A 24507-nucleotide genomic window follows, 5' to 3' on the forward strand; every position below is an offset into this window, starting at 1 on the left:
CCGAACCGTATAGAACCCCAGGTCAGGGCCACACCAGGCAGTACGGCTGGTGCCCCGCCTCATGCAGCCGGTGGCTGAAGTCCTGCCACTCGTGCAGCAGCTGGTACACGTTGAACGCGTCGCGGGGGCCGCCGCGGTCCGGGACCGTGGACCAGATGAAGGCGGCCGCGCCGACCGTTTCCTCGCCGATGTCGCGCAGGGGGTCCACCGCGGTCGTCGGGAGTTTCACGACCGCGTAGTCGGGGTGCAGGACGACCAGCTCGAGCGGCGGCACCTTGTGCAGCGGCACGCCCTCGATGCCGGTCAGCACCATGGCGGCCATCGTCTCCGGTTTGATCTTGGTGAACATGCCGCCCATGCCGAGTTCGTCGCCACCGAGTTCCTCGGGGCGCATCGAGATCGGGACGCGGGCCGCCGTCGCGCCGTCGGGCGCGCCGAAATACTTGTACGTCACCCCCACCCGACCACCATTCCCGCTCCCTGCCCCCAGCAGCTCGGCCCGGCGGTCGCCCCGCCGGTCGCTCCGCTCGGACTCACCCGGTACATCCCGTGCCTGGCCTGCTTCGCTCGCTTCCTCAGCGTCGCGTCGGTGCCTTCCCCGCCGGGCACGTCGAGGACCCAGGCCGTCAGTCCCCTCGCCCAGTCCGCCACCGCGATGCATATCTCCACCCGACCGCTTTCTAGGACGCGTCGCCCCCGCCGCGCAACCCGATCATCGTGTCAGTGACCTCCCCCGCGGCTGCTCGCCGAAACGTGCGCCGAAACATCTGCCCGCGGGATCTTGGCGGCCCCGACACGACCCTTCGCTTGTTCATACGTACGCGGAGCCCAGTTTCGCAGATGGGCCGCCGGGAATCCGCGAATCCACCGCTCGTCGTACCCGGATCCGGCCGGGCCGGCCGCTCCGCCCCCGGTCCGCCGCCGTCGCTGGCCTACCCTGAACAGGTCACAGCCCACCGTATTCCGGAGAACCCCCGAGAAGTCGGAGAAGTCGCAGGTCATGAGCGAACTGCCCTATCCCTACGAAGCCCCTGTCTCGCAGGCGCTGTTCGACCGTGCGGCGGCCGTCACGCCCGGCGGCGTGAACTCGCCGGTGCGCGCCTTCCGCGCTGTGGGCGGCACGCCCCGGTTCATGGTCTCCGGCAGCGGTCCGTACCTGAAGGACGCCGACGGCCGGGAGTACGTCGACCTCGTGTGCTCCTGGGGTCCGATGATCCTCGGGCACGCGCACCCCGAGGTGATCGCCGCCGTGCAGGAGGCGGTCGCGCACGGCACCTCCTTCGGGACGCCCGGTGAGGGCGAGGTCGCTCTCGCCGAGGAGATGGTGAACCGGGTCGGCCCGCTGGAGCGGGTGCGGCTGGTCTCCAGCGGCACCGAGGCCACCATGTCCGCGATCCGGCTCGCCCGCGGGTTCACCCGGCGGTCCAAGGTGGTCAAGTTCGCCGGGTGCTACCACGGGCACGTCGACTCCCTCCTCGCCGCGGCCGGGTCGGGGCTCGCCACCTTCGCCCTGCCCGACACCCCCGGCGTCACCGGTGCCCAGGCCGGCGACACGATCGTGCTGCCGTACAACGACGCCGACGCGGTGCGCGCCGCCTTCGCCGCGCATCCGGGCGAGATCGCCTGCGTGATCACCGAGGCCTCGCCGGGCAACATGGGCGTGGTGCCGCCGCTGCCCGGGTTCAACCAGCAGCTCAAGGACCTCTGCGCCGCGAACGGCGCCCTGTACATCTCCGACGAGGTCATGACGGGCTTCCGCACCAGCCGCGCCGGGTGGTACGGCGTCGACGGGGTCGAGCCCGACCTGATGACCTTCGGAAAGGTGATGGGCGGCGGGTTCCCGGCCGCCGCGTTCGGCGGGCGCGCCGACGTCATGGCGCACCTCGCCCCCGCCGGGCCCGTCTACCAGGCCGGCACCCTCTCCGGGAACCCCGTCGCCACGGCCGCCGGACTCGCCCAGCTCCGCCTGCTCGACGAAGCCGCGTACAGCACGGTCGACTCCGTCTCGCGGCAGATCCAGGCCATGGTCTCCGAGGCGCTGACCAAGGAGGGCGTGGCGCACACCCTGCAGAACGCCTCCAACATGTTCTCCGTGTTCTTCACGGACCGCCCGGTCCGCGACTACGAGGACGCCAAGGCGCAGGAGTCGTACCGCTTCACCGCGTTCTTCCACGCGATGCTGGCGAACGGCGTGTACCTGCCGCCGTCGTCCTTCGAGTCCTGGTTCGTCTCCACCGCGCACGACGAGACGGCACTCCAGCGGATCGCCGACGCCCTTCCGGCGGCGGCCCGTGCGGCGGCGGAGGCGACGGCATGAGCGAGACCCCCGAGAAGAACGGCCAGGACGACATCACCGTCGTCCATCTGATGCGGCACGGCGAGGTCGAGAACCCGGACGGGATCCTGTACGGGCGGCTGCCCGGCTACCACCTGTCCGAGCTCGGCCGGAAGATGGCCGAGCGGGTCGCCGAGCACCTCGCCCCCCGTGACATCACCTACGTCGTCGCCTCCCCGCTGGAGCGGGCGCAGGAGACGGCGACGCCGATAGCGAAGGCGCACGGACTCGATCTGGCCACCGACGAGCGGCTGATCGAGGCGGACAACGTCTTCCAGGGCAAGACCTTCGGCATGGGCGACGGCGCGCTGCGCCGGCCCGGCAACTGGAAGCACGTGGTCAACCCGTTCAAGCCGTCCTGGGGCGAGCCGTACATCGACCAGGTGGTGCGCATGATGGGCGCGCTGAACGCGGCGAAGGACAAGGCGCGCGGGCACGAGGCGGTGCTCGTCAGCCACCAGCTGCCGATCTGGATCGTGCGCTCCTACGTCGAGCGGAGGCGGCTGTGGCACGACCCGCGCAAGCGGCAGTGCACGCTCGCCTCGCTGACGACGTTCACCTACCGGGGCGACCGGATCGTCTCCGTCGGCTACACCGAGCCGGCCCGCGATCTGGTGCCCGCCCATCTCCTCGCGGGCGCCAAGCCGGTGAAGGGGCAGGGCAAGGCGTTCGGCGCGTAAGAACGCCCCTGCCTTTGCCTTTGTTGTGAATTTCATATTGGTTCGCGGAACCCCTGCGTTCGTCACTGCCTCTGAGTGAGTGACCATCGGCGGCAGTGACGAATCGGGGATCTTTCATGCGCACCTTCTCCCGAAGGGGAATACTCGGCCTCGGCGCGGGCGCCGCGGCCGCCGCCGGGCTGGCGGGCTGCGGCTCCGTCAAGTCCCCGCACCCCGCCCGCGCCACCGGATCCCCCAGCGCGAGCACGCCCACCCCGAGCGCGCCCACGACACCTCCCGCGCGCCCCATCGGCGACGGCTCGACCTCGTTCACCGGCAAGCAGCCGCTCCAGCCGGCCGCGCCGGTCCCGCTGGAGCCGGGCGAGACCCCGCCGCAGTTCGTCGTCTTCTCCTGGGACGGGGCGGGCGAGGTCGGCAACGGCCTCTTCCCGCGCTTCCTCGACCTGGCCAAGGAGCACGAGGCGCACATGACCTTCTTCCTCTCCGGGCTCTACCTGCTGCCGGAGTCGAAGAAGCGCCTGTACGACCCGCCGAACAACCCGCGCGGTGCCTCCGACATCGGCTACCTGACCGACGACCACGTCAAGGCCACGCTCACCAACGTCCACCGCGCCTGGCTCGAAGGCCACGAGATCGGCACCCACTTCAACGGCCACTTCTGCTCCGGCCACGGCACGGTCGCGAACTGGACGCCCAAGCAGTGGCGCAGCGAGATCGACCAGGCCAAGTCCTTCGTCAAGGAGTGGCGGACCAACACCGGCTGGACCGATCTGCCCGCCCTGCCCTTCGACTACGACAAGGAACTCGTCGGCGGCCGCACCCCCTGCCTGCTCGGGCAGAACCAACTGCTGCCCACCGCCCGCGAACTCGGCTGGCGCTACGACGCCTCCTCGCCCGGCGGCCGCCAGACGTGGCCGGACAAGCGGCTGGGCATCTGGGACCTGCCGTTGCAGCAGATACCCTTCCCCGGCCGCCGGTTCGAGGTCCTCTCGATGGACTACAACATGCTGGCCAACCAGTCCATCAACTCCACCAAAGCGCCCGCCCACAACTACCCGGGCTGGCGCAAGCAGTCCGCGCAGGCCTACATCCAGGGCTTCAAGCGGGCATACGAGACAAACCGGGCGCCGTACTTCATAGGCAACCACTTCGAGGCGTGGAACGGCGGCATCTACATGGACTCCGTCGAGGAGGCCTTCCGGCACATCGCGCGGGAGAAGGAGAAGGGCGCCGACGTGCGCATGGTCTCCTTCCGGCAGTTCGTCGACTGGATGGACGTGCAGAAGCCGGAGGTGCTCGCCAAGCTGCGCACCCTCGACGTCGGACAGCGGCCGACGGGCGGCTGGAAGGAGTTCCTCGGGGACGCTCCCGGCGCCGGCACGCCCGGCGCGGGGGACCCCTCGAAGGCCGCCTGAAATGCGGTTTTCCGGCCGTGAGGGGGGTGTGCAAGATCCCCGGAAGGGGCATGCGAAACTTTTCACATGAGTGCCGTCAGTCGTGCCCCCCAGTGCTCGAACCGGGCGAACCGCACACCCCGTCCGCACCGCACGCGTCCGAGCCGCGTCCGTGGCCGCGCCGCCCTGCTCGCCGCCGGGAGCGCCGCGCTGGCACTCACCCTGTCCGCCTGCGGCTCCGGTGGCACCTCCGGCGGCTCGGGCAACACCAACTTCATCACCGGCGCCGACGGCATCGCGACCGTGCCGAAGGCCGACCGCAAGCCCGCCCCCGACCTGTCCGGCAGGACTCTCGAGGGCAAGCAGCTCGACATGGCCGCGTACAAGGGCAAGGTCGTCGTCCTGAACGTCTGGGGCTCCTGGTGCTCGCCGTGCCGGGCCGAGGCGCCCAACCTGGTGAAGGTGGCCAAGGACACCGCAGGCAAGGACGTGCAGTTCGTCGGCATCAACACGCGCGACACCAGCACCCAGCCGGCCCTCGCGTTCGAGAAGCAGTTCGACGTGCCGTACCCGAGCCTGTACGACCCGGCCGGCAAGCTCATGCTCCGCTTCCAGAAGGGCACCCTGAACCCGCAGATGATCCCCACCACGATCATCGTCGACCGGGACGGGAAGATCGCCGCGCGCGCCCTCCAGGCACTCAGCGAGAACAAGCTGCGCAAGATGCTCGACCCGGTCATCGCGGAGAAGTGAGCCGCCGTGCTACTGGCCGCAGTCGCTGATCCCAATCACACGGTGTCCAGCGGAGCCCTCCTGCTCGCGCTGCCCATCGCCGTACTCGGCGGGCTCGTCTCCTTCTTCTCCCCGTGCGTCCTGCCGCTCGTCCCCGGCTATCTGTCGTATGTGACAGGTGTCACCGGAACCGACCTGGCCGAGGCCCGGCGCGGACGGATGGCCGCCGGCGCCGCCCTCTTCGTCCTCGGCTTCACCGTGGTCTTCGTCTCCGGCGGGGCGCTGTTCGGCTTCTTCGGGCAGACCCTCCAGGAGTACAAGGGCATCCTGTCGAAGGTGCTGGGCGTGCTCATGATCCTCATGGGCGTCTTCTTCATGGGCCTGATGCCCTGGCTGACCCAGCGTGAGTTCCGCTTCCACACGCGTCCCACCACGGGCCTGGTGGGCGCACCCCTCCTCGGGGCCCTGTTCGGGGTCGGCTGGACCCCGTGCATCGGTCCGACCCTCGCCTCCGTGGTGGCGCTCTCCTCCGCCCAGGCCAGCGCCGGGCGCGGTGCCCTGCTGACCGTCGCCTACTGCGCCGGCCTCGGCATCCCGTTCGTGCTCACCGCGATCGCCTTCCGCAAGGCGCTGGGAGCCTTCGGCTGGGTCAAGCGCCACTATGTCTGGGTGATGCGCGTCGGCGGCACGATGATGATCGTGACCGGCGTGCTGCTGCTCACCGGCGCCTGGGACCGGCTGGTGCAGGAGATGCAGACGTGGTCCACCGGCTTCACTGTGGGGATCTGATCCATGAGCAAGACGCCAACCAGTACGACGGCCGACGAGACCCCGGCGGTGCCACCCGGCGACGAGGACCTCGGAGCCGCCGGCTCCCAGCTGTCCACCGCCCCCGCCGAGACGGCCGTCCCCGGCTCCTTCGGCGGCAACCGGGCGCCCGGACTGGCCGGCCGGCTCGCCTGGACCGGGCGGGAGGTCCTCGGCTGGGTCCGCTGGTTCTGGCGGCAGCTCACCTCCATGCGGGTCGCGCTGATGCTGCTGTTCCTGCTCTCCCTCGGCGCCGTCCCCGGTTCGCTGATCCCGCAGAGCGGCACCGACGCGCTGAAGGTCGACGCCTTCAGGAAGGCGCACACGACGCTCGCGCCCCTCTACGACAAGCTCGGCCTGTTCCATGTCTACAGCTCGGCGTGGTTCTCCGCGATCTACATCCTGCTGTTCGTCTCCCTCATCGGCTGCATCGTGCCGCGCACCTGGCAGTTCGTCGGCCAGCTGCGCGGCCGGCCGCCGGGCGCCCCCAAGCGGCTGACCCGGCTGCCCGCGTACACCACCTGGCGCACCGCCGCCTCCCCCGAGGAGGTACGCGAGAGCGCGCTGAGGATCCTCAAGCAGCGCCGCTTCCGCGCCCACCTCGCCGATGACGCCGTCGCCGCCGAGAAGGGCTATCTGCGCGAGGCCGGCAACCTCGCCTTCCACGTCGCGCTGATCGTGATGCTGATCGCCTTCGCCTGGGGCCAGTTGTACAAGACCGAGGGCAACAAGCTGATCGTCGAGGGCGACGGCTTCTCCAACACCCTCACCCAGTACGACGACTTCAAGTCCGGCAACCTCTTCAACGACGACGACCTGGTGCCGTTCAGCTTCAACCTGAAGAAGTTCACCGGCACCTACGAGCGCACCGGCCCGCAGAAGGGCACGCCGCGCGTGTACCGGGCGGACATCACCTACAGCCTGGGCGCCCACGGCAAGGAGCGGAAGGCGAGCATCTCGCCCAACCACCCGCTGACCGTCGACGACGCCCGGGTCTACCTCGTCAGCCACGGCTACGCCCCCACCGTCACCGTCCGGGACGGCAAGGGCGACGTGGTCTACCACCAGGCCGTGCCACTGCTGCCGGTCGACTCCAACGTCACCTCGCAGGGTGCGATCAAGGTGTTCGACGGTTACAAGAACCCCGAGGGCAAGTCCGAGCAGCTCGGCTTCTCCGCGTTCTTCGTGCCGACCTTCGCCGGGGCCGGCAAGGGCACGATGTTCTCCCAGTTCCCGGCGCTGGACTTCCCCGTCCTCGCGCTGACCGGCTACCACGGCGACCTGGGCGTCGACGCGGGCGTGCCGCAGAACGTCTACCAGCTCGACACCAAGAACCCGAACCTCAAGCAGTTCAAGGACGCCAAGGGCAGGATCGTCGCCGCCCGGCTGCTGCCCGGCGAGACCATGACGCTGCCGAACGGCGCCGGCTCCATCACCTTCGACAAGGACATCAAGGAGTGGGCCGGCTTCCAGATCGTGCAGGAGCCCGGCACCGGCTGGGCGCTCACCGGCGCGCTGGCCGCCATCGCCGGACTGGCCGGCTCCCTGTTCATCCAGCGGCGCCGCGTCTGGGTGCGTGCCGTGCGGGGCGCCGACGGCGCGACCGTCGTCGAGATGGCGGGCCTGGGCCGCAGCGAGTCCGCGAAACTCCCCGAGGAGCTCGGCGACCTGGCCGCGCTCGTCCATGACAAGGCGCCCGCGCAGGCCGACGCCGATCCCGACCGGGAGCCGGACGCCGGCGCCCCCGTACCCGCCGAAGGGGCTGAGGAGAAGTGACTCTCGCCGCCGCAACAGAGCTCGCCACGGCGACCAACGAGAACCTGGCCAACATCAGCAACACGCTGATCTACTCCGCGATGGCCGTCTACACCCTGGCCTTCTTCGCGTACATCACCGAATGGCTCTTCGGCAGCCGCAGCAAGGTGGCCCGCACGGCCGCCGCGCTGACCGCCGAGGTCGGCGCGGCCAAGGCGCAGGGCCCGGCCGTCACGGTGAAGTCCGCCGGCGGCACCGCCGTGCTGGAGCGCCCCCAGGTGGTCGTACGGTCCGCCGCCGGCGCCCGTGACGTGCCCGACGGGCCCGGCGCGCACGGCGGCGACGAGAAGGGCGACCTGTACGGCCGCATCGCCGTGTCCCTCAGCGTGCTCGGCTTCCTCCTCGCGCTCGGTGGCGTCGTCGCCCGCGCGGCCTCCGTGCAGCGGGCGCCGTGGGGCAACATGTACGAGTTCAACATCACCTTCTCCACGGTCGCGGTCGGCGTCTACCTGCTGCTGCTCGCGCTGAAGAAGAACGTGCGCTGGCTCGGCCTGTTCCTGACCACCACCGTTCTGCTCGACCTCGGCCTCGCGGTCACCGTGCTCTACACGGCGAGCGACCAGCTGGTCCCCGCCCTGCACTCGTACTGGCTGTACATCCACGTCTCCACCGCGATCTTCTGCGGCGCGGTCTTCTACGTCGGCGCGGTCGGCACCCTGCTGTACCTGTTCAAGGACTCCTACGAGAGCAAGCTCGCCTCCGGCGGGAAGCCCGGCCGTTTCGCGACCTCCGTCCTGGAGCGGCTGCCGGCCTCGGCGTCCCTGGACAAGTTCTCCTACCGCATCAACGCCGCCGTCTTCCCGCTGTGGACGTTCACGATCGTCGCGGGCGCCATCTGGGCCGCGTCCGCCTGGGGCCGCTACTGGGGCTGGGACCCCAAGGAGACCTGGTCCTTCATCACCTGGGTCGCCTACGCCTGCTACCTGCACGCCCGCTCCACGGCCGGCTGGAAGGGCCGCAAGGCCGCCTACATCGCGCTGATCGCGTTCGGCTGCTGGCTGTTCAACTACTACGGCGTGAACATCTTCGTCAGCGGCAAGCACTCGTACGCGGGCGTCTGACCGGCCCCTCGGTGACACTGGTGTCATGACCGGTTCCATCGAACAGGGCATCAGCCAGATCCACGGGAACACCCACCTGCTCACCTTCCTGGTGCGGCTCCCCGGGCCCATGGAGCGGGTCTGGCCGGAGCTGACCACACCGGAGGGGCTCGCGCGCTGGTTCACCGACGTCGACGAGCTGGAACCCCGGCTCGGCGGCGCGGTCGGTCTGCGCGGCCTCGGCAGCGGGCGGATCACCGCGTGGGACGTGGACCGGGTCGCCGAGTACACCCTGGAGGGCGGCGGCCGCATCCGCTTCCACCTGGAGCGCGACGGCGCGGACGGCTCCGTGCTCCGCCTCACCCACGAGTTCCTGGGGGAGACGGAGTCGGAGCCGCGCTGGCGGACCCGCTTCGAATGCCTGATCGAGGTGGTTGCGGGCCGAGGTCCCCGTTCCACGGATCAGGACGCTCCCCGATGAAGCACCGCATCCACGCGGCGACGGCCTGTGCCCGCCCCCCGAAACCGCGCGCGCCCCACTCTGTACCCTGACCCGATCATCGCCGCACGTGCGGCAGTCGGGCCCGGTGGGTGGGAGGAAACGGTCATGGGTGCTGCTCCGGTCCTGGAGGAGCTGCGGGAGGTCTGCCAGCCGCAGGCGAAACTGGCGAGCCGCAACGGCGAGCACTGGGCGGGCCGCCTGTACATGCGGAGGGTCTCGCTGCGGTTCACCCGGCAACTGGTGCGCACTCCGGTGACCCCGGACCAGCTGACCTGGACCATGGTGGTGTGCGGGATCGCCTCCGGCGCCGCGCTGCTGATCCCGGGCCTGACCGGGGCCGTCCTGGCCGTCGTGCTGATGCAGCTGTTCCTGCTCTTCGACTGCGTGGACGGCGAGGTCGCCCGCTGGAAGGGCCAGAACAGCGCGTCCGGCATCTACGTCGACCGGCTCGGCGCCTATCTCGCGGACGCCGCCCTGATGGTGGGCGCCGGGTTCCACGCGGCCCGGTCCGGCTTCGGCGGCTGGGTGTCGCTGGGCCTGGCGACCGCACTCGGCGTGGTCCTGCTGAAGGCGTCCACCGACCTGGTCGACGTGGCGCGGGCCCGGCGCGGGCTGGCCGTCGCCGACGACGAGTCGACCCGGCCGCGCTCGCAGGGCGTGGCCACGGTGCGCCGGCTGGCCGCCGCGTTCAAGATCCACCGGGTGACCAACGGCATCGAGGCGTCCCTGCTCCTGCTGGCCGCCGCCGTCGGCGACACCGTCACCGGCGGAGCCGACGTCACCCGCTGGGCGCTCATCGCACTGGCCGCCATCACCTGGGTGATGGTCCCGGCGCACCTGCTGTCGATCCTGTCCTCGTCCCGGCTGCGCTAGGACCGACCCGCCGCCGGGGCCGCCGGGCGCCGCTCAGCTGCTCTTCGGCTCCTCGCCGTTCTCCTTGCGGCGCAGTTCCTCCTCGCGGCGGCGGAGGTCGGCCTCCCAGTTCTTCAGCAGGTCCTCGTCCTTCTTGTTCTCCTCGGCGAGGGACTGCAGGAACGCGGGGTTGTCGTCCGGGGCGACGTACTCGAGCCGCTGGTTGCGGTGCCACTCCGAGGGCGTGCGGCCGTTCGCCGGAGGGCGCCGGTCCTTGCCCGCGGCGAGCCAGGCGATCGAGCCGACGATCGGGAAGAGCAGGATGATGAAGACCCAGGCGACCTTGGGCAGGTGCTTGGCCTCGTCCTCGGGCGTGTTCAGGCAGTCGATGAAGGCGAAGATCATCAGTGCCAGCGGCACGACGTAGTACAGCAGCACCCTGAGCATGTCGAGAAGCCCCCTGAAAGCGGTGGAGGGGCCCTGCACCGGCCCCGTGACGGGGCCAGGGTAGCCGCTCGGGGATACTGGACCCCATGGCGTACGACGATCTTCGTTCCCTGCTCAGGGCGCTGGAGCGCGAGGGCGACCTCAAGCGCATCAAGGCCGAGGTCGACCCGTATCTGGAGGTCGGTGAGATCGTCGACCGGGTGCAGAAGTCGGGCGGCCCCGCACTGCTCTTCGAGAACGTGCGCGGCTCCGCGATGCCCCTGGCCATGAACGTCTTCGGAACCGACCGGCGGCTGCTGAAGGCCCTCGGCCTGAAGTCGTACGGCGAGATCTCCGAAAAGATCGGCGGGCTGCTGCGGCCCGAGCTGCCGCACGGCTTCGTGGGCGTGCGTGAGGCGTTCGGCAAGCTCGGCGCGATGACGCACGTACCGCCGAAGAAGGTGAAGTCCGACAGCGCGCCCGTGCAGGAGGTCGTCCTGCACGGCGACGACGTCGACCTCGACGCCCTGCCGGCCCTGTTCACCTGGCCGCAGGACGGCGGCTCCTTCTTCAACCTGGGACTCACCCACACCAAGGACCCGGAGAGCGGCATCCGCAACCTCGGGCTCTACCGCCTTCAGCGTCACGACAAGCGCACCATCGGCATGCACTGGCAGATCCACAAGGACAGCCGCAACCACTACCAGGTCGCCGCCCGGCGCGGCGAGCGGCTGCCGGTGGCGATCGCCTTCGGCTGCCCCCCGGCCGTCACGTACGCCTCGACCGCGCCGCTGCCCGGTGACATCGACGAGTACCTGTTCGCCGGGTTCATCGCGGGCCGGCGGATCGAGATGGTCGACTGCAAGACCGTCCCGCTCCAGGTCCCGGCGAACGCCGAGGTGGTCCTGGAGGGCTGGCTGGAGCCCGGCGAGATGCTGCCCGAGGGGCCCTTCGGCGACCACACCGGCTTCTACACCCCGCAGGAGCCCTTCCCGGCGCTGACCATCGACTGCGTGACGATGCGCAGGCGGCCCCTGCTCCAGTCGATCGTCGTGGGCCGCCCCCCGACGGAGGACGGACCGCTCGGCCGTGCCACCGAGCGCTTCTTCCTCCCCCTGCTGAAGATCATCGTCCCGGACATCGTGGACTACCACCTGCCCGAGGCGGGCGGCTTCCACAACTGCGCGATCGTCTCGATCGACAAGAAGTACCCCAAGCACGCCCAGAAGGTGATGCACGCCATCTGGGGGGCACACATGATGTCTCTGACCAAGCTGATCGTGGTCGTCGACGCCGACTGCGACGTGCACGATCTGCACGAGGTCGCCTGGCGGGCCCTGGGCAACACGGACTACGCCCGCGACCTCACCGTGGTGGAAGGCCCCGTCGACCACCTCGACCACGCCTCCTACCAGCAGTTCTGGGGCGGCAAGGCGGGCATCGACGCGACGCGGAAGCTGCCCGAGGAGGGCTACACGCGGGACGGCGGGTGGCCGGAGATGGTCCTTTCGGACCCGGAGACAGCCGAACGGGTGACGCGACGCTGGAAGGAGTACGGACTCTGATGGGCACCTATTCGTTGGTGTGTGGCAGCGCGGAGACGGGGTTTCCCCGCCGCCGCGGAGGTGAACCGGAGTACGGCCTGTGAGCTCCGCGTCCGCCGCGATCCCGCAGCCGGGACGCACCAAGGCCTTCCTGCGCCTGGTCATGATCGAGCACTCGATCTTCGCGCTGCCCTTCGCGTACATCGCCTCCCTGACCGCGATGTACGAGTGGGACAGGACCATCCACTGGGGCAGGCTGCTGCTCGTCACCGTGGCGATGGTGGGCCTGCGCACGTTCGCGATGGCCGTCAACCGGATCATCGACCGGGAGATCGACGCCCGTAACCCGCGCACCGCGCACCGCGAGCTGGTGACCGGCGCGATGTCGGTGCGGCACGCCTGGACGGGCGCGCTCGTCGCGCTCGTCGTGTTCCTCGCGGCCGCGGCACTGCTCAACCCGCTCTGCCTGGCCCTCGCCCCTGTCGCGGTGGTCCCGATGGTGGTCTACCCCTACGGCAAGCGGTTCACGAACTTCCCGCAGGCCATCCTGGGCCTGGCCCAGGCGATGGGCCCGATCGGCGGCTGGCTGGCGATCTCCGGCAGCTGGTCCTGGGACGCGGTGATCCTGGGCCTGGCCGTCGGCGTCTGGATCGGCGGCTTCGACCTCATCTACGCCTGCCAGGACGTGGAGACCGACCGCGAGGTCGGCGTGAAGTCGGTCCCGGCCCGCTTCGGCGTCCCCGCCGCCATCCGGGGAGCACGGGCCTGCCACCTCGTCACCACCGCGCTGTTCGTCTGGTACGCCCTCGCCACCGGCGCCGGCGCCTTCTTCTGGCTGGGCCTGGTCGTCGTCGCGGGCGCCTTCGTCTACGAGCACACGATCGTCCGCCCGAACGACCTGTCCCGCCTCAACCGGGCGTTCTTCAGCGTCAACGGGTTCATCGGCATCGCCCTTTTCGTGTGCGCGCTGCTCGACCTGCTGGTGCGCGGTCTCACGGTCTGATACCTCGCAGTTTGGATCATGAGCGCCGACGGATAGGCTCGACACATGAAGCCAGGAGAAACGCGGCGGGCACCTTGGATCGTGGGGGTGTCCGGAGCGTCCGGCACGCCGTACGCGGCCGCTGTGCTGCGTGCGCTGCTCGACGCCGGACAGAGCGTCGACCTGGTGGTCAGCCGGGCCTCGCGGCTCACCCTGCTCGACGAGACCGGCATCTCCTTCCGGGACGCCCATTGGCAGGACGACCTGCGCGAATGGCTGTCCCTCGGCGCCGACGGCAAGCCCGGCAGCTTCGACGTGGACCTCACGGGAGTACGGCACTGGAGCGCCGGTGACCTGGCGGCCGGACCGTCCTCGGGGTCGTACCCGGCGAAGGGCATGCTGATCGTGCCCGCCTCGACGGCCTGTGTGGCGGGCGTCGCCCTCGGGCTGTCCAAGGACCTGCTGCAACGGGCGGCGAGCGTGACCCTCAAGGAGGGCAGGCCGCTGGTCGTCGCCGTACGGGAGACCCCGCTGAACGGCCGGACGCTGCGGCACCTGGTGGCACTGGACGACGCGGGCGCCACCGTCCTGCCCGCCTCGCCCGCCTTCTACGCCGGGGCGACCCACATCCAGCACCTCGTGGACTTCGTCGCCGGCCGGGCCCTGGACGCGGTGGGCGTACCCCACGGTCTCTACCGTCGCTGGGAGGGCGAACTGGGCGGCTCCCGGCCCGCGTGAGCGCTGCGCGGCGCTCTCCAGCAGTACCAGCACAGCACCACTCGGCACTTCAGGAACTTTCTTCAGATCTCTCGTCGGATCTCTTCAGCGGAAGGCTTCGATCGCATGGACGCGGTGGACAGGCAGCTCATCCAGGCCCTGAGGGAGAACGGCCGGGCCTCGTACGCGGAGCTGGGGCGCCTCGTCGGCCTGTCGGGACCGAGCGTCACCGACCGCATCAACCGGCTGGAGGCGGCCGGTGTCATCACCGGCTACCGGGCCACCGTGGACGCCGCCTCGCTCGGTCTCGGCGTCACCGCCCTGATCGGCATCTCGCTCTCCGACGCCGCCGACCACGAGGACGTGGCGCAGCGGGTGAAGGACCTCTCCGAGATCGAGGACTGCTGGTTCATCGCCGGCGACGACTCGTTCATGCTCAAGGTGCGCGCCTCGGACGTCGACGGACTGGAGAGCATCATCCGGCGGCTGTCCGGAACCAAGGGCGTCTCCCGGACCCGTACCACCATCGTGCTGTCCACGAAGTGGGAGAACCGGGTGGGTGAGCTGCCCGAGGAGGTCTGATCCTCCGGGCGTACGGTGGTCGCAGTCTTCAGGAAAGAGGTAGGGGCATGGACGTCGGGCTCAAGCGCGAGCTGGAGGAGAAGGTCAGGACGGGCGTCCGCCTGACCCGCGAGGACGGCATCGCGCTGTACGAGTCGGACGACCTCGCGTGGCTCGGCGGCCTCGCCCACGAGGTGCGCACCCGCAAGAACGGCGACGTGGTGCACTTCAACGTCAACCGGCACCTCAACATGACGAACGTGTGCACCGCGTCCTGCGCGTACTGCTCCTTCCAGCGCAAGCCGGGCGAGAAGGACGCGTACACGATGCGCATCGAGGAGGCCGTGAAGCTGGCCAAGGCGATGGAGTCGGAGAACCTGACCGAGCTGCACATCGTCAACGGCCTGCACCCGAACCTGCCGTGGCGCTACTACCCGCGTTCCCTGCGCGAGCTGAAGGCCGCGCTGCCGGACGTGTCGCTGAAGGCGTTCACCGCCACCGAGATCCACCACTTCGAGACGATCTCCGGGCTGTCCGCCTCCGAGATCCTCGACGAGCTGGTCGACGCCGGTCTCGAGTCCCTCACCGGCGGCGGCGCGGAGATCTTCGACTGGGAGGTCCGGCAGCACATCGTCGACCACCGCACCCACTGGGAGGACTGGTCGCGCATTCACCGGCTGGCGCACGAGAAGGGCCTGAAGACCCCGTGCACCATGCTCTACGGGCACATCGAGGAGCCCCGCCACCGCGTGGACCACGTGCTGCGGCTGCGTGAACTCCAGGACGAGACCGGCGGGTTCCAGGTCTTCATCCCGCTGCGCTACCAGCACGACTTCGTCGACATGCAGGACGGCAAGGTCCGCAACCGCCTCCAGGCCCGTACCACCATGGCGACGGGCGCGGAGGCGCTGAAGACCTTCGCCGTCTCGCGGCTGCTCTTCGACAACGTCCCGCACGTCAAGGTGTTCTGGGTGATGCACGGCGTGCAGACCGCCCAGCTCGCGCTCCAGCACGGCGCGGACGACATGGACGGCTCCGTCGTCGAGTACAAGATCACGCATGACGCGGACAACTACGGCACCCCGAACAAGCTGACCCGCGATGACCTGCTGGACCTGATCCGCGACGCCGGCTTCCGCCCGGTGGAGCGCAACACGCGCTACGAGATCATCCGGGAGTACGACGGCCCGGACCCGGCGCGCCGCGAGTCGCCGCAGCCGATGCGGGTGTGAGCCCGCGCGCTCAGGGCCTGTCGGCACATTCCCCTCCGCGCTTCCGGCGACGACGGGAGGACGGGCCCTGGCGCACCCCGTGAGGCCGCGTGCCGGGCGGGTACCCGTCCGGCATGGCCACCACGAAGGCGCCCGAGGACGCCTACACCGCCGCGCCCTTCGTCCCCGAGCGCGCGGACCTGGCCGACCTGCGCGAGGCGGCCGCGGGCTGCCGGGGCTGCCCGCTGCACCGGGACGCCACACAGACCGTGTTCGGCGCCGGGGACACCGGTGCCCGGGTCATGCTCGTCGGCGAGCAGCCGGGGGACCAGGAGGACCGGCAGGGCCGGCCGTTCGTCGGGCCCGCCGGGAAGCTCCTTGACCGGGCGCTGGCCGAGGCGGGCATCGACCCGCGCGAGACGTATGTCACCAACGCGGTCAAGCACTTCAAGTTCACCCGCTCCGGGCCCGGCAAGCGCCGTATCCACAAGACGCCGAGCCTGCGCGAGGCGGTGGCCTGCGGGCCCTGGCTGGCGGCCGAACTCAGGCTGGTGGAGCCCGAGCTGATCGTGGTCCTGGGCGCGACGGCCGGCAAGGCGCTGCTCGGCTCCTCGTTCCGGGTCACCGAGGTGCGCGGAACGGTGCTGGAGGAGGAGATCCACGGGCGACGGGAGCGGCTGGTGCCGACGGTGCACCCCTCGTCCGTGCTGCGCGCGGACGACCGGGAGGGCGCCTACCGGGGGCTGCTCTCCGATCTGAAAGTGGCTGCGCGCACTCTGGTGTAATAGATACGATCGCCAAATGCCCCTTACTTTCACCCTTGATCCCGCCGTCGACCCCGCCCTGCGCGACGGCATCCTCGACCTGTGGACCGATGTCACGAACGCGGGCGGAGCGGTCGGGTTCCTGCCGCCCGCGACGCGGGAGGAGATACGTCCGGAACTGGTCAGGCAGCTGCTCGCGCTGACCGAGCGCCGCGCACGGCTGCTGGTCGGCCGCGACGAGGAGGGCCGGGTCGCCGCCACCGCCTTCCTGACCTTCAACACCCACCGGCTGATGACGCACTGGCTCTGGCTCTACACGGTGATGGTGCACCCGCGCCACCAGGGCCGGGGCCACGGACGGGACCTGCTGGCGGCCGCCGCGGACGCGGCCCGCGGCTTCCCCGGCATCGAGGCGATCCGGCTCACCTGCCGCGGCGGGCTCGGCCTGGAGCGGTTCTACGCCTCCTGCGGCTACAAGGAGGTCGGACGGGTGCCGGGCGCCATCCGGGTGGAGCCGGGTGACGACCGGGACGACGTGATCATGCTGCTGCCGCTGACCTGAGGCTTTACCGGTCCTTCGCACCCCCATGAGTGATCGGGCATCCGGCGTGCTTCACTGGACGGTGCCCCTTTGGGAACCTTCGGAACGGAAGAGTGGATTGAGATGCTCCGCTACACGCTGATGCGCCTCGGAATCTTCGTGGGCTGCCTCGTGGTCGTCTGGGGCCTCGTCCACTCCGGGCTCGCCCCGCGCGGCCTCGGCGGCTCCAACGGCCTGTGGATCGCCACGCTCGCCCTGGTGATCTCCGCCCCGGTCAGCTTCGTCGCCCTGCGCAAGGAGCGGGACCGGGCGTCGGTGCAGGTGGCCCAGCGGGTGGACCGCATGAAGGCGAACTTCGAGGCCAACGCGGGCCAGGAGGACCTCGCCGACGACCGGGCGCGGTCCCAGGCGCAGCCGCGGGAGCAGGCGTCCTGACGTCTGATGCGGGGAGCAGGCTCAGGGCGGCGTCCTGACGTCTGATGTGGTCGGGGCAGGTGCCCTGGTGGCCTGATCAGGGCCGGGTGGATGTCCTGACGGCCTGATCCGGCCGGTACGGCGTCCTCGCGGCCGTCGGGCCGGTGCCCGAACCGTGGGCTTGCCGCCATGGGTGCCGTGAGGACCGGGCGGATGCCGAGAGCGGTGCGGGAGCAGCAGATGCTCGACGCCGCCGTCCAGATCTTCGGGCGACGCGGCCACACGGCCGCGTCGATGGACGAGATGGCCGAACTGGCTGGCGTCTCCAAGCCGTTGGTCCATCTGTACCTGAACTCCAAGGAAGACCTCTTCACCGCCTGCATCCGCCGTGAGGCCGTCGTGCTGACCGGGGCGGTTCGCGACGGAGTCCGCCCGGGACTGTCCGCCGACCGTCAACTCTGGGAAGGGCTGCGGGCGTTCTTCACACACACCGTCCGGCACCCGGAGGGCTGGGCGGTGCTGCACTTACAGGCCCGTACGCACGCGAGTCGTTCGCGGCCGAGATCGCCGCGATGCGCGCGGAAATCGTGGCGTTCGTCGCCGAGTTGATCCTCGTCGCCGCCCGTGAGGCCCACCACGACCCCGCCCTGCCCGAGCGGGATGTCGCCGGGCTCGCCGAGGCCCTGGTCGCCGCCGCCGAGTCCCTCGCCGCCTGGGCCAACGCCACCCCGGGCGTCACGTCCCGCCAGGCGGCGGCGACCCTGATGAACTTCGCGTGGGCGGGCCTGGGCGACCTCATGGAGAACCGCCCCTGGAGCCCGCCGGTGGAGCCGGCCCGAGGACAGGGCCGGGGGTAGGGCCGGGGTGCCACGAGTCCCACGTCGTGGGCTCGTCCTGTTCGACCCGGTGCGCTGAGAGACCGGTGAGGGCACAGCCCTGTTCCCGGACCGTCTCCGGACCCTTCCCGAAACCGCACGAACTCCCCATCCCGGCCCCGTACGATCACGTATGCAACCGGCGGTAACACCCCGAGAGCGCGCACCACCGGTGAACGACCGGTGAGCGCAGCGCGTACCACCGCAGCAGAGCAGCGTGAAGCTGCAGGCACCAGGAGCCGCCATGCCCCTCTCGTACTCGTCGCCCTCGTCCCCGTCGTCCCACGGCGGTCCGGCCCCGTCACCTTTGGCGGGGTTCGACTACGACCCCGACGCGGGCCCGGCGTTCGTGGCGCCGCAGACCCGGCGGCTGGACGGCGAGGTGCGCGAGGCGTACGCACCCCCGCTGGTCCCGCCGGTGACGCACGGCTCGCTGGCCGACCTGCCGTTCGAGAACGCGAGCGCGGACCCCGGGCGACGGGTCATCAGCCGCCCGGACGCCGACGGCGGCTGGACGCATCTGACGGCCGCGCAGTTCGCCGAACAGGTAAGCGCGGTGGCCAAGGGCCTGATCGCGGAGGGCCTGGCACCGGGCGACCGGATCGCGGTCATGGCGCGCACACGGTACGAGTGGACCCTCCTGGACTTCGCCGCGTGGGCCGCCGGCCTGGTCACGGTCCCCGTCTACCCCACGTCCTCCCTCTTCCAGGTCCGCTCGATCCTCCAGGACTCCGGCGCGGTCGCCCTGGTGACGGAGAAGGCCCGGCAGGCGGCGGCCCTCGGCCCGGAACGTGAGCGCCTGCTGGACCTGCGGCATGTGTGGGTCATGGAGCAGGGCCACCTCGACCGCCTGGCGGAGTGCGGAGCGGGCGTACCGGACCACGAGGTCACCGTGCGCCGGGGCGTCCTCGGGCCCGACACGCTGGCCACCCTGGTCTACACCTCGGGCACGACCGGCCGCCCCAAGGGCTGCGCGCTGAGCCACGGCAACTTCCTGGCGGAGGTCGACAACGCCATCGAGGTCCTCTACCCGGCCTTCAAGGCGAAGACGTCGGAGGAGGCCTCGACACTCCTCTTCCTGCCCCTCTCCCACGTCTTCGGCCGGATGGTCGCGGTGGCCTGCGTCCGCGCGGGCGTCAGGCTCGGCCACGCGCCGAGCCTGAAGTCGGAGCATCTGCTGGCGGACCTGGCGAGCTTCCGGCCGACGTTCCTGCTGGCCATCCCGTACATGCTGGAGAAGGTCTACAACAACGCGCGCGCCACCGCCGAGCGCGGCGGCCGGGCCTCGTCCTTCGACCGCGCGGCCGACGTGGCCTGCCGGTACGGCGAGGCGGCCGAGGCCCGCCGGCACGGCACGGGCCCCGGACCCGGCCGCGCCCTGAAGACGGCCCGCGCCTTCTACGACGCCCTCCTCTACCGCCGTATCCGGGCCGCGCTCGGCGGCCGTCTGCGCTACCTCATCTGCGGCGGCTCCCCGCTGGGCCGCCGTCTGGCCGCGTTCTACGAGGGCGCCGGCGTCGAGGTCTACGAGGGCTACGGCCTGACCGAGTCGACGGGCGCGGCCACCGTGACGCCCCCGCAGAAACCCCGCCTGGGCACGGTCGGCTGGCCGCTGCCGGGCACACGGATACGCATCGCGGCGGACGGCGAGGTGCTGCTGGCAGGCGGCCAGGTCTTCCGCGGCTACTGGAACCCGCACGCGGGCGGGGTGGTACCGGCGACGCACGACGGCTGGTTCCCCACGGGCGACATCGGACGCCTGGACGACGACGGCTACCTGACGATCACGGGCCGCAAGAAGGAAATCCTGATCACCGCGGGCGGCAAGAACGTCGCCCCGGCCCCGCTGGAGAACTGGCTCCGCGCCCATCCGCTGATCTCCCAGTGCATGGTGCTGGGCGATCGCCGCCCCTACATCTCCGCCCTGATCACCCTGGACCCCGAAGGCATCGCCCACTGGCGGCAGATGAACGGCCAGCCGCCCGTCCCCGCCGAACTCCTTGTCGACGACCCGGGCTTGGCGGCGGTCCTGCAGCGTGCCGTGGACGAGGCGAACAAGCTCGTCTCCCGTCCCGAGTCCATTCGCCGCTTCACCGTGCTCCCCGTGGACTTCACGGAACGGGAGGGCCACCTGACCCCGTCGATGAAGCTTCGCCGGGAGGTGATCCTGCGCGACTTCGCGCGGGAGGTGGAAGGGCTGTACGCCTAGGGTCCGCTGTATTCACGGGAGCGTTCGGAGGGCGTTTCGAGGGCGTTCCGAGGGTCCGGGGAAAGAGTTCGCCGGGAATTCACCGGGCGTTATGTCCGGGGTTCGGCCGCCCCGGCCGGAAAGGCAGGAGCCCCGTCGCCTGACGGCGCGGGGCTCCTTGGGTACTGCACTCAGAACGGATACTGCGCGCGAACGCTCAGACCGGGGTGACGTTCTCCGCCTGCGGGCCCTTCGGACCCTGAGTGACGTCGAAGCTCACCTGCTGGTTCTCTTCGAGGGAGCGGAAACCGGTCGCGTTGATTGCGGAGTAGTGGACGAAAACGTCGGGGCCGCCGCCTTCCTGGGCGATGAAACCAAAGCCCTTTTCGGCGTTGAACCACTTCACGGTTCCGGTAGCCATAAGCCCTCCTTGGGCTCAAAGGGTCGCCCTGCTCCAGAACCTGCAAGTGTGATAACGAAATCGCCGCACAACTGCATACGTCTGAAAACGACCAGAGCCCGCGGTCACATGCTCCGCAGGCTCTGTACTGCAAGGGAAACCAAACTGCAACTTGCTGGCGAGCCTAGCATGTGGGCCGCCGAATGCAATAGAGGTCAAGATCACTTCACCCGGATGTTTGAAGGTTCTGGTGAGAGGTTGACGCACCGAGATCGACTGGCCCTCACAGAAGGCCGGCGGGGACTGCGCCAATCGGGGTCGTCGGGTCGTCGGGGTCGTGGGTGGGGGTCCGGGGCGGGCCGGGTCACGGGGTGGCGGCGCGGGTGTCCGGGGCGGGCCGGCCAAGGAGTGCGGCCAAGGAGTGGTCATGACGGAGGCGGCGGGGGCGGCGGGGGGAGTGTGCCGCGCAGGGTCTAGCCTCCCGATGTGGACATTTCTCGCACCCGGCCGCGCGTCGGCCACATCCAGTTCCTCAACTGCCTGCCCCTTTACTGGGGGCTCGCGAGAACCGGCACGCTCCTCGACTTCGAGCTGACGAAGGACACCCCGGAAAAGCTCAGCGAACGGCTCGTGCGGGGAGAACTCGACATCGGCCCGGTCACCCTCGTCGAGTTCCTCAAGAACGCGGACGATCTGGTCGCCTTCCCCGACATCGCCGTGGGCTGCGACGGCCCGGTGATGTCGTGCGTGATCGTCTCGCAGGTCCCGCTGGACCGGCTCGACGGCGCCCGGGTCGCCCTCGGGTCGACCTCCCGCACCTCCGTACGCCTCGCCCAGCTGCTGCTGGCCGAGCGGTACGGGGTCACCCCCGACTACTACACCTGCCCGCCCGACCTGAGCCTGATGATGCAGGAGGCGGAGGCGGCGGTGCTCATCGGCGACGCCGCCCTGCGCGCGAACCTCCACGACGGCCCGCGCTACGGACTCGACGTGCACGACCTCGGCCAGCTGTGGAAGGAGTGGACGGGACTGCCGTTCGTCTTCGCGGTCTGGGCGGCCCGGCGCGACTACCTCCGGCGCGAGCCGGACATCACCGGCAAGGTGCACGAGGCCTTCCTGGCCTCCCGCAACCTCTCCCTCGAGGAGGTCGGCAAGGTCGCCGAACAGGCGGCCCGCTGGGAGGCGTTCGACCAGGAGATTCTGGAGCAGTACTTCACCACCCTCGACTTCAGCTTCGGCGCCCCGCAACTGGCCGCCGTCGCCGAGTTCGCGCGGCGCGTCGGTCCGACGACCGGCTTCCCGGCGGACGTCAAGGTGGAGCTGCTGCGGCCGTAGCGCACTACCCTGCTGTGAGGCGTACGGGGGAGGGGGAAGCGCCATGCAGCCGCTCGAAGAGGAAGAGCCCGCCACCGTGGGCCCCTACCGGCTGCTCGGCCGGCTGGGCTCCGGCGGCATGGGCCGTGTCTACCTGGGCCGCAGCGCGGGCGGCCGCACGGTCGCGGTGAAGATCGTGCACCCGCACTTCGCGCTCGACGAGGAGTTCCGCGCCCGGTTCCGCCGCGAGGTCGAGGCTGCGCGCAGGGTGGGCGGCGCCTGGACCGCGCCGGTCCTGGACGCCGACCCCGGGGCGCCGGTGCCGTGGGTGGCCACCGCCTACGCGGCCGGCCCCTCCCTCGCCGCGGCGGTCGCGGACGCCGGCCCGCTGCCCGGGCACTCCGTACGGGCGCTGGGGGCGGGCCTGGCCGAGGCGCTGGCGGCGGTGCACGAACTGGGCCTGGTGCACCGGGACGTGAAGCCGTCCAACGTGCTGCTCACCCTCGACGGCCCCCTGCTGATCGACTTCGGCATCGCCCGTGCCACCGACGGCACCGCGTCCCTGACCTCCACCGGCGTCTCGGTCGGCTCGCCCGGCTACATGTCGCCCGAGCAGATCCTCGGCAAGGGCGTCACGGGCGCGGCCGACGTCTTCTCTCTGGGCGCGGTGCTGGTGCACGCCGCGACGGGCGAGCCCCCGTTCCGGGGCGACTCCTCGGCGGCGCTCCTGTACAAGGTCGTCCATGAGGAGCCCGAACTGGGTTCACTGAGCGGGGACTTGCGGGACCTCGCGGCAGCCTGCCTGGCCAAGGACCCCGCCGCCCGCCCCGGCCCCGGCGAGGTGGCCCGCCGCCTCGCCCCCGAGGGCGCCTCCCGCCTGATCGTGGCCGGCTGGCTCCCGTCCCGCCTGGTCGAACAGGTCAGCCGCAGCGCCGTGTCGCTCCTGAACCTGGAGGCAACGGCACCGGACCCCCCGGCCCAGCCACCGTCCGGCCCGCTGAATTTCAGCAGGATCTCGGTCCCGGGCCCGTCCCCGAAGGCCACGGACGATCGCCCCCAGCCCACGGAGGCCGTACCCGACGGCGGATTCGGCCCATCCCTGCCCGGCCCTTTCCCAGGAGCCGCCACCGGTGAGCGCCCGCGGCCCGCGGAAGCGGGACTCGGCGGTGGGTTCGGACCCCCACCCTCCATGCCGGCCTCGCCGCCCCCATCCCTCCCCGCGCGGGAGGACACGCCCCCGCAGGGGACCACCGCACCGGTCACCGCCCGCGGCCGGTTCTCCGTCACCGTGGCCGACGGTGCGGCGCCCGGCGCCGAAGGCCGGGGCCGCCGCCTGAGCTGCACCATGGTTCTCGTGCTCGCCGGTGCGCTGGCGGTGGTGACCGCCGGTTCGGTCCTGTGGCTGCTGCCGTTCCGGGACGGCGGCGAGGACAGCGCCGGCGGGACACCGCCACCGGCCGCCACCGCGAGCGGCGACCACCGCTCCACCGGACCGACCACCACCGGCTCGCCCGTCCCCGCCCGCTACCTCGGCACCTGGGAGGGACAAGGCACCGCCCTCGACGGCACCCTGCCCCTCGGCGACTTCCGGCTGACCGTCCACCAGGCCGCCGTGGGCCAGGAGTTGGGCACCCTCCACCAGACGGACCAGCTCGGCGGCGTCTGCGACGACGTACTCACCCTGAAGCAGGTGACGAGTACCGAGCTGGTCGCCGTCTCCCGGGGCGCGAAGACCAACCACGCGGGCTGCAACCCGGCCCCCCACACGGTCCGCCTCGCACCGGTGGGCGAGGACATCAAGTACACGGCGGACAGCTCGGCGGAGGGAAACCCGGTGGCGCGGCTGTCGAAGGTCAAGTAGCGGCGGGGGAGGGGACGTCGGCGGTCCCCCCGTCTGTTTCGTCGTCCCTGGCCACGTACTTGACGATCAGGACGATCAGGAGCGCCGACACGACCAGCGTCGTGACCAGTCCGACGGCCCAGACGAACGGGTAACGCACGTGGACCCAGCAGGTATCGCCCTCGGCATAACAGGCGGAGTCCCAGTCCCGGCGGTGTTTGGGCCGCATGACGCCGGCGATCACCACGGAGATCGCCTCACCCCAGACCAGTCCCGGCAGCGCGGCGGCTGCCCAGCCGAGTGTGCGTGCCTTGCTCCTCCTCCAGTCCATGCGGGTCAACGGGGCGATCAGCGCGGCCAGCGCGAACGGCACCATGGCGCCCACCGTGGCGGCGAAGCCGTAACCCCCACCGGGCCAGGCGGGAGCGAGCCCACCCCACACCTTCTTGCCCCAGGCCTGCGCCGCGATGGCCGGAAGCACCAAGAGCGCGGCCATGACGACCGCACTCAGGCAAGCGGCTCCGCAGGACCCGTCACTCCTGTCCGTCTCCGCTCCCTCCGGCCGTTCCCGCC

24 protein-coding genes and 1 pseudogene are annotated in these 24507 nt (G+C 70.8%); 21 read left to right on the forward strand and 4 right to left on the reverse strand.

Annotated features, from left to right (window positions below; all coding sequences use genetic code 11):
- Positions 1–22: 22 nt before the first annotated feature.
- Complete coding sequence (locus CG719_RS33120) at positions 23–661, reverse strand: hypothetical protein (RefSeq protein WP_100572398.1); 639 nt, start codon at positions 659–661, stop codon at positions 23–25.
- A 339-nt stretch (positions 662–1000) separates the two neighbouring features.
- Between CG719_RS33120 and hemL the strand changes: the two genes are divergently transcribed.
- From hemL to CG719_RS33165, 9 genes are all read left to right on the forward strand, one after another.
- The gene (gene hemL / locus CG719_RS33125) at positions 1001–2317 is read left to right on the forward strand and encodes a glutamate-1-semialdehyde 2,1-aminomutase (protein ID WP_100572399.1); all 1317 of its coding nucleotides are present in this window, start codon (positions 1001–1003) and stop codon (positions 2315–2317) included.
- Positions 2314–3015, forward strand: coding sequence for a histidine phosphatase family protein (locus tag CG719_RS33130; protein WP_100572400.1), 702 nt, complete (start codon positions 2314–2316; stop codon positions 3013–3015). Before hemL ends, CG719_RS33130 begins: the two co-directional genes overlap by 4 nt.
- 116 nt (positions 3016–3131) lie before the next feature.
- Positions 3132–4430, forward strand: coding sequence for a hypothetical protein (locus CG719_RS33135; protein ID WP_100572401.1), 1299 nt, complete (start codon positions 3132–3134; stop codon positions 4428–4430).
- Positions 4431–4496: 66 nt separating this feature from the next.
- Complete coding sequence (locus CG719_RS33140) at positions 4497–5162, forward strand: TlpA family protein disulfide reductase (RefSeq protein WP_100572402.1); 666 nt, start codon at positions 4497–4499, stop codon at positions 5160–5162.
- Positions 5163–5168: 6 nt separating this feature from the next.
- Positions 5169–5930 (forward strand): cytochrome c biogenesis CcdA family protein, encoded by a 762-nt coding sequence (locus tag CG719_RS33145; protein ID WP_100572403.1) that lies wholly within the window; start codon positions 5169–5171, stop codon positions 5928–5930.
- A 3-nt stretch (positions 5931–5933) separates the two neighbouring features.
- Entirely contained in the window at positions 5934–7724 is a 1791-nt protein-coding gene (gene resB / locus CG719_RS33150) for a cytochrome c biogenesis protein ResB (RefSeq protein WP_100572404.1), read from the forward strand.
- Positions 7721–8824: a c-type cytochrome biogenesis protein CcsB gene (gene ccsB, locus CG719_RS33155; RefSeq protein WP_100572405.1), complete on the forward strand. Its 1104-nt coding sequence runs from the start codon at positions 7721–7723 to the stop codon at positions 8822–8824. The genes resB and ccsB overlap by 4 nt, the downstream gene beginning before the upstream one ends.
- A gap of 25 nt (positions 8825–8849) precedes the next feature.
- The gene (locus tag CG719_RS33160) at positions 8850–9284 is read left to right on the forward strand and encodes an SRPBCC domain-containing protein (RefSeq protein ID WP_100572406.1); all 435 of its coding nucleotides are present in this window, start codon (positions 8850–8852) and stop codon (positions 9282–9284) included.
- A 126-nt stretch (positions 9285–9410) separates the two neighbouring features.
- On the forward strand, positions 9411–10178 hold the full coding sequence (locus CG719_RS33165; RefSeq protein WP_100572407.1) for a CDP-alcohol phosphatidyltransferase family protein: 768 nt from the start codon (positions 9411–9413) through the stop codon (positions 10176–10178).
- A 33-nt stretch (positions 10179–10211) separates the two neighbouring features.
- Here CG719_RS33165 and CG719_RS33170 read toward each other — a convergent pair whose 3' ends face one another.
- Positions 10212–10604: a PLD nuclease N-terminal domain-containing protein gene (locus CG719_RS33170; RefSeq protein ID WP_100572408.1), complete on the reverse strand. Its 393-nt coding sequence runs from the start codon at positions 10602–10604 to the stop codon at positions 10212–10214.
- An 86-nt stretch (positions 10605–10690) separates the two neighbouring features.
- On the opposite strand from CG719_RS33170, the gene CG719_RS33175 reads away from it, so the two are divergent.
- The 10 genes and pseudogenes from CG719_RS33175 (at position 10691) to CG719_RS33220 (ending at position 20401) form a co-directional block, all read left to right on the forward strand.
- Positions 10691–12148, forward strand: a complete 1458-nt coding sequence (locus CG719_RS33175) for a menaquinone biosynthesis decarboxylase (protein ID WP_100572409.1) — start codon at positions 10691–10693, stop codon at positions 12146–12148.
- 79 nt (positions 12149–12227) lie between these two features.
- Positions 12228–13130 (forward strand): menaquinone biosynthesis prenyltransferase MqnP, encoded by a 903-nt coding sequence (mqnP, locus tag CG719_RS33180; protein WP_100572410.1) that lies wholly within the window; start codon positions 12228–12230, stop codon positions 13128–13130.
- Positions 13131–13175: 45 nt separating this feature from the next.
- Positions 13176–13847, forward strand: a complete 672-nt coding sequence (locus CG719_RS33185; RefSeq protein ID WP_100572411.1) for a UbiX family flavin prenyltransferase — start codon at positions 13176–13178, stop codon at positions 13845–13847.
- A gap of 105 nt (positions 13848–13952) precedes the next feature.
- Entirely contained in the window at positions 13953–14408 is a 456-nt protein-coding gene (locus CG719_RS33190; RefSeq protein WP_100572412.1) for an Lrp/AsnC family transcriptional regulator, read from the forward strand.
- Between the two features lie 47 nt (positions 14409–14455).
- Positions 14456–15619, forward strand: coding sequence for an aminofutalosine synthase MqnE (gene mqnE / locus CG719_RS33195; RefSeq protein ID WP_100572413.1), 1164 nt, complete (start codon positions 14456–14458; stop codon positions 15617–15619).
- Positions 15620–15732: 113 nt separating this feature from the next.
- Positions 15733–16383 (forward strand): UdgX family uracil-DNA binding protein, encoded by a 651-nt coding sequence (locus CG719_RS33200; protein WP_100572434.1) that lies wholly within the window; start codon positions 15733–15735, stop codon positions 16381–16383.
- A 16-nt stretch (positions 16384–16399) separates the two neighbouring features.
- Positions 16400–16924, forward strand: a complete 525-nt coding sequence (locus tag CG719_RS33205) for a GNAT family N-acetyltransferase (RefSeq protein WP_100572414.1) — start codon at positions 16400–16402, stop codon at positions 16922–16924.
- A gap of 102 nt (positions 16925–17026) precedes the next feature.
- Complete coding sequence (locus CG719_RS33210; protein ID WP_100572415.1) at positions 17027–17338, forward strand: DUF4229 domain-containing protein; 312 nt, start codon at positions 17027–17029, stop codon at positions 17336–17338.
- 168 nt (positions 17339–17506) lie between these two features.
- Positions 17507–18174, forward strand: a pseudogene (locus CG719_RS33215) (TetR/AcrR family transcriptional regulator).
- 262 nt (positions 18175–18436) lie between these two features.
- Entirely contained in the window at positions 18437–20401 is a 1965-nt protein-coding gene (locus tag CG719_RS33220; RefSeq protein ID WP_100572416.1) for an AMP-dependent synthetase/ligase, read from the forward strand.
- Between the two features lie 196 nt (positions 20402–20597).
- Here the strand turns inward: CG719_RS33220 and CG719_RS33225 are convergent, their stop codons facing one another.
- Positions 20598–20801, reverse strand: coding sequence for a cold-shock protein (locus tag CG719_RS33225; RefSeq protein ID WP_004984723.1), 204 nt, complete (start codon positions 20799–20801; stop codon positions 20598–20600).
- A 465-nt stretch (positions 20802–21266) separates the two neighbouring features.
- Here CG719_RS33225 and CG719_RS33230 point away from each other — a divergent pair, with 465 nt between their 5' ends.
- Entirely contained in the window at positions 21267–22115 is an 849-nt protein-coding gene (locus CG719_RS33230; protein ID WP_100572417.1) for a menaquinone biosynthetic enzyme MqnA/MqnD family protein, read from the forward strand.
- Positions 22116–22158: 43 nt separating this feature from the next.
- A complete protein-coding gene (locus tag CG719_RS33235; protein ID WP_100572418.1) occupies positions 22159–23955 on the forward strand; it encodes a serine/threonine-protein kinase in 1797 nt (598 codons plus the stop codon).
- On the opposite strand, the gene CG719_RS33240 is transcribed toward CG719_RS33235, so the two are convergent.
- On the reverse strand, positions 23948–24430 hold the full coding sequence (locus CG719_RS33240) for a hypothetical protein (protein WP_100572419.1): 483 nt from the start codon (positions 24428–24430) through the stop codon (positions 23948–23950). The genes CG719_RS33235 and CG719_RS33240 overlap by 8 nt on opposite strands.
- Between the last annotated feature and the right edge of the window lie 77 nt (positions 24431–24507).

The organism is Streptomyces sp. CB01373 (assembly GCF_002803075.1).
Lineage (GTDB): Bacteria > Actinomycetota > Actinomycetes > Streptomycetales > Streptomycetaceae > Streptomyces.

Bases quoted from the DNA above. Each gene is read 5' to 3' on its own strand.
- CG719_RS33175 (WP_100572409.1), top strand. From the start codon at position 10,691: ATGGCGTACGACGATCTTCGTTCCCTGCTCAGGGCGCTGGAGCGCGAG.
- CG719_RS33240 (WP_100572419.1), bottom strand. From the start codon at position 24,430: ATGGCCGCGCTCTTGGTGCTTCCGGCCATCGCGGCGCAGGCCTGGGGC.
- CG719_RS33120 (WP_100572398.1), bottom strand. From the start codon at position 661: ATGCATCGCGGTGGCGGACTGGGCGAGGGGACTGACGGCCTGGGTCCT.
- CG719_RS33190 (WP_100572412.1), top strand. From the start codon at position 13,953: ATGGACGCGGTGGACAGGCAGCTCATCCAGGCCCTGAGGGAGAACGGC.
- CG719_RS33135 (WP_100572401.1), top strand. From the start codon at position 3,132: ATGCGCACCTTCTCCCGAAGGGGAATACTCGGCCTCGGCGCGGGCGCC.
- CG719_RS33170 (WP_100572408.1), bottom strand. From the start codon at position 10,604: ATGCTCAGGGTGCTGCTGTACTACGTCGTGCCGCTGGCACTGATGATC.
- mqnE (WP_100572413.1), top strand. From the start codon at position 14,456: ATGGACGTCGGGCTCAAGCGCGAGCTGGAGGAGAAGGTCAGGACGGGC.
- CG719_RS33235 (WP_100572418.1), top strand. From the start codon at position 22,159: ATGCAGCCGCTCGAAGAGGAAGAGCCCGCCACCGTGGGCCCCTACCGG.
- CG719_RS33140 (WP_100572402.1), top strand. From the start codon at position 4,497: ATGAGTGCCGTCAGTCGTGCCCCCCAGTGCTCGAACCGGGCGAACCGC.
- hemL (WP_100572399.1), top strand. From the start codon at position 1,001: ATGAGCGAACTGCCCTATCCCTACGAAGCCCCTGTCTCGCAGGCGCTG.
- CG719_RS33205 (WP_100572414.1), top strand. From the start codon at position 16,400: ATGCCCCTTACTTTCACCCTTGATCCCGCCGTCGACCCCGCCCTGCGC.
- CG719_RS33220 (WP_100572416.1), top strand. From the start codon at position 18,437: ATGCCCCTCTCGTACTCGTCGCCCTCGTCCCCGTCGTCCCACGGCGGT.
- CG719_RS33165 (WP_100572407.1), top strand. From the start codon at position 9,411: ATGGGTGCTGCTCCGGTCCTGGAGGAGCTGCGGGAGGTCTGCCAGCCG.
- CG719_RS33185 (WP_100572411.1), top strand. From the start codon at position 13,176: ATGAAGCCAGGAGAAACGCGGCGGGCACCTTGGATCGTGGGGGTGTCC.
- CG719_RS33130 (WP_100572400.1), top strand. From the start codon at position 2,314: ATGAGCGAGACCCCCGAGAAGAACGGCCAGGACGACATCACCGTCGTC.
- CG719_RS33225 (WP_004984723.1), bottom strand. From the start codon at position 20,801: ATGGCTACCGGAACCGTGAAGTGGTTCAACGCCGAAAAGGGCTTTGGT.
- CG719_RS33210 (WP_100572415.1), top strand. From the start codon at position 17,027: ATGCTCCGCTACACGCTGATGCGCCTCGGAATCTTCGTGGGCTGCCTC.
- CG719_RS33160 (WP_100572406.1), top strand. From the start codon at position 8,850: ATGACCGGTTCCATCGAACAGGGCATCAGCCAGATCCACGGGAACACC.
- resB (WP_100572404.1), top strand. From the start codon at position 5,934: ATGAGCAAGACGCCAACCAGTACGACGGCCGACGAGACCCCGGCGGTG.
- CG719_RS33200 (WP_100572434.1), top strand. From the start codon at position 15,733: ATGGCCACCACGAAGGCGCCCGAGGACGCCTACACCGCCGCGCCCTTC.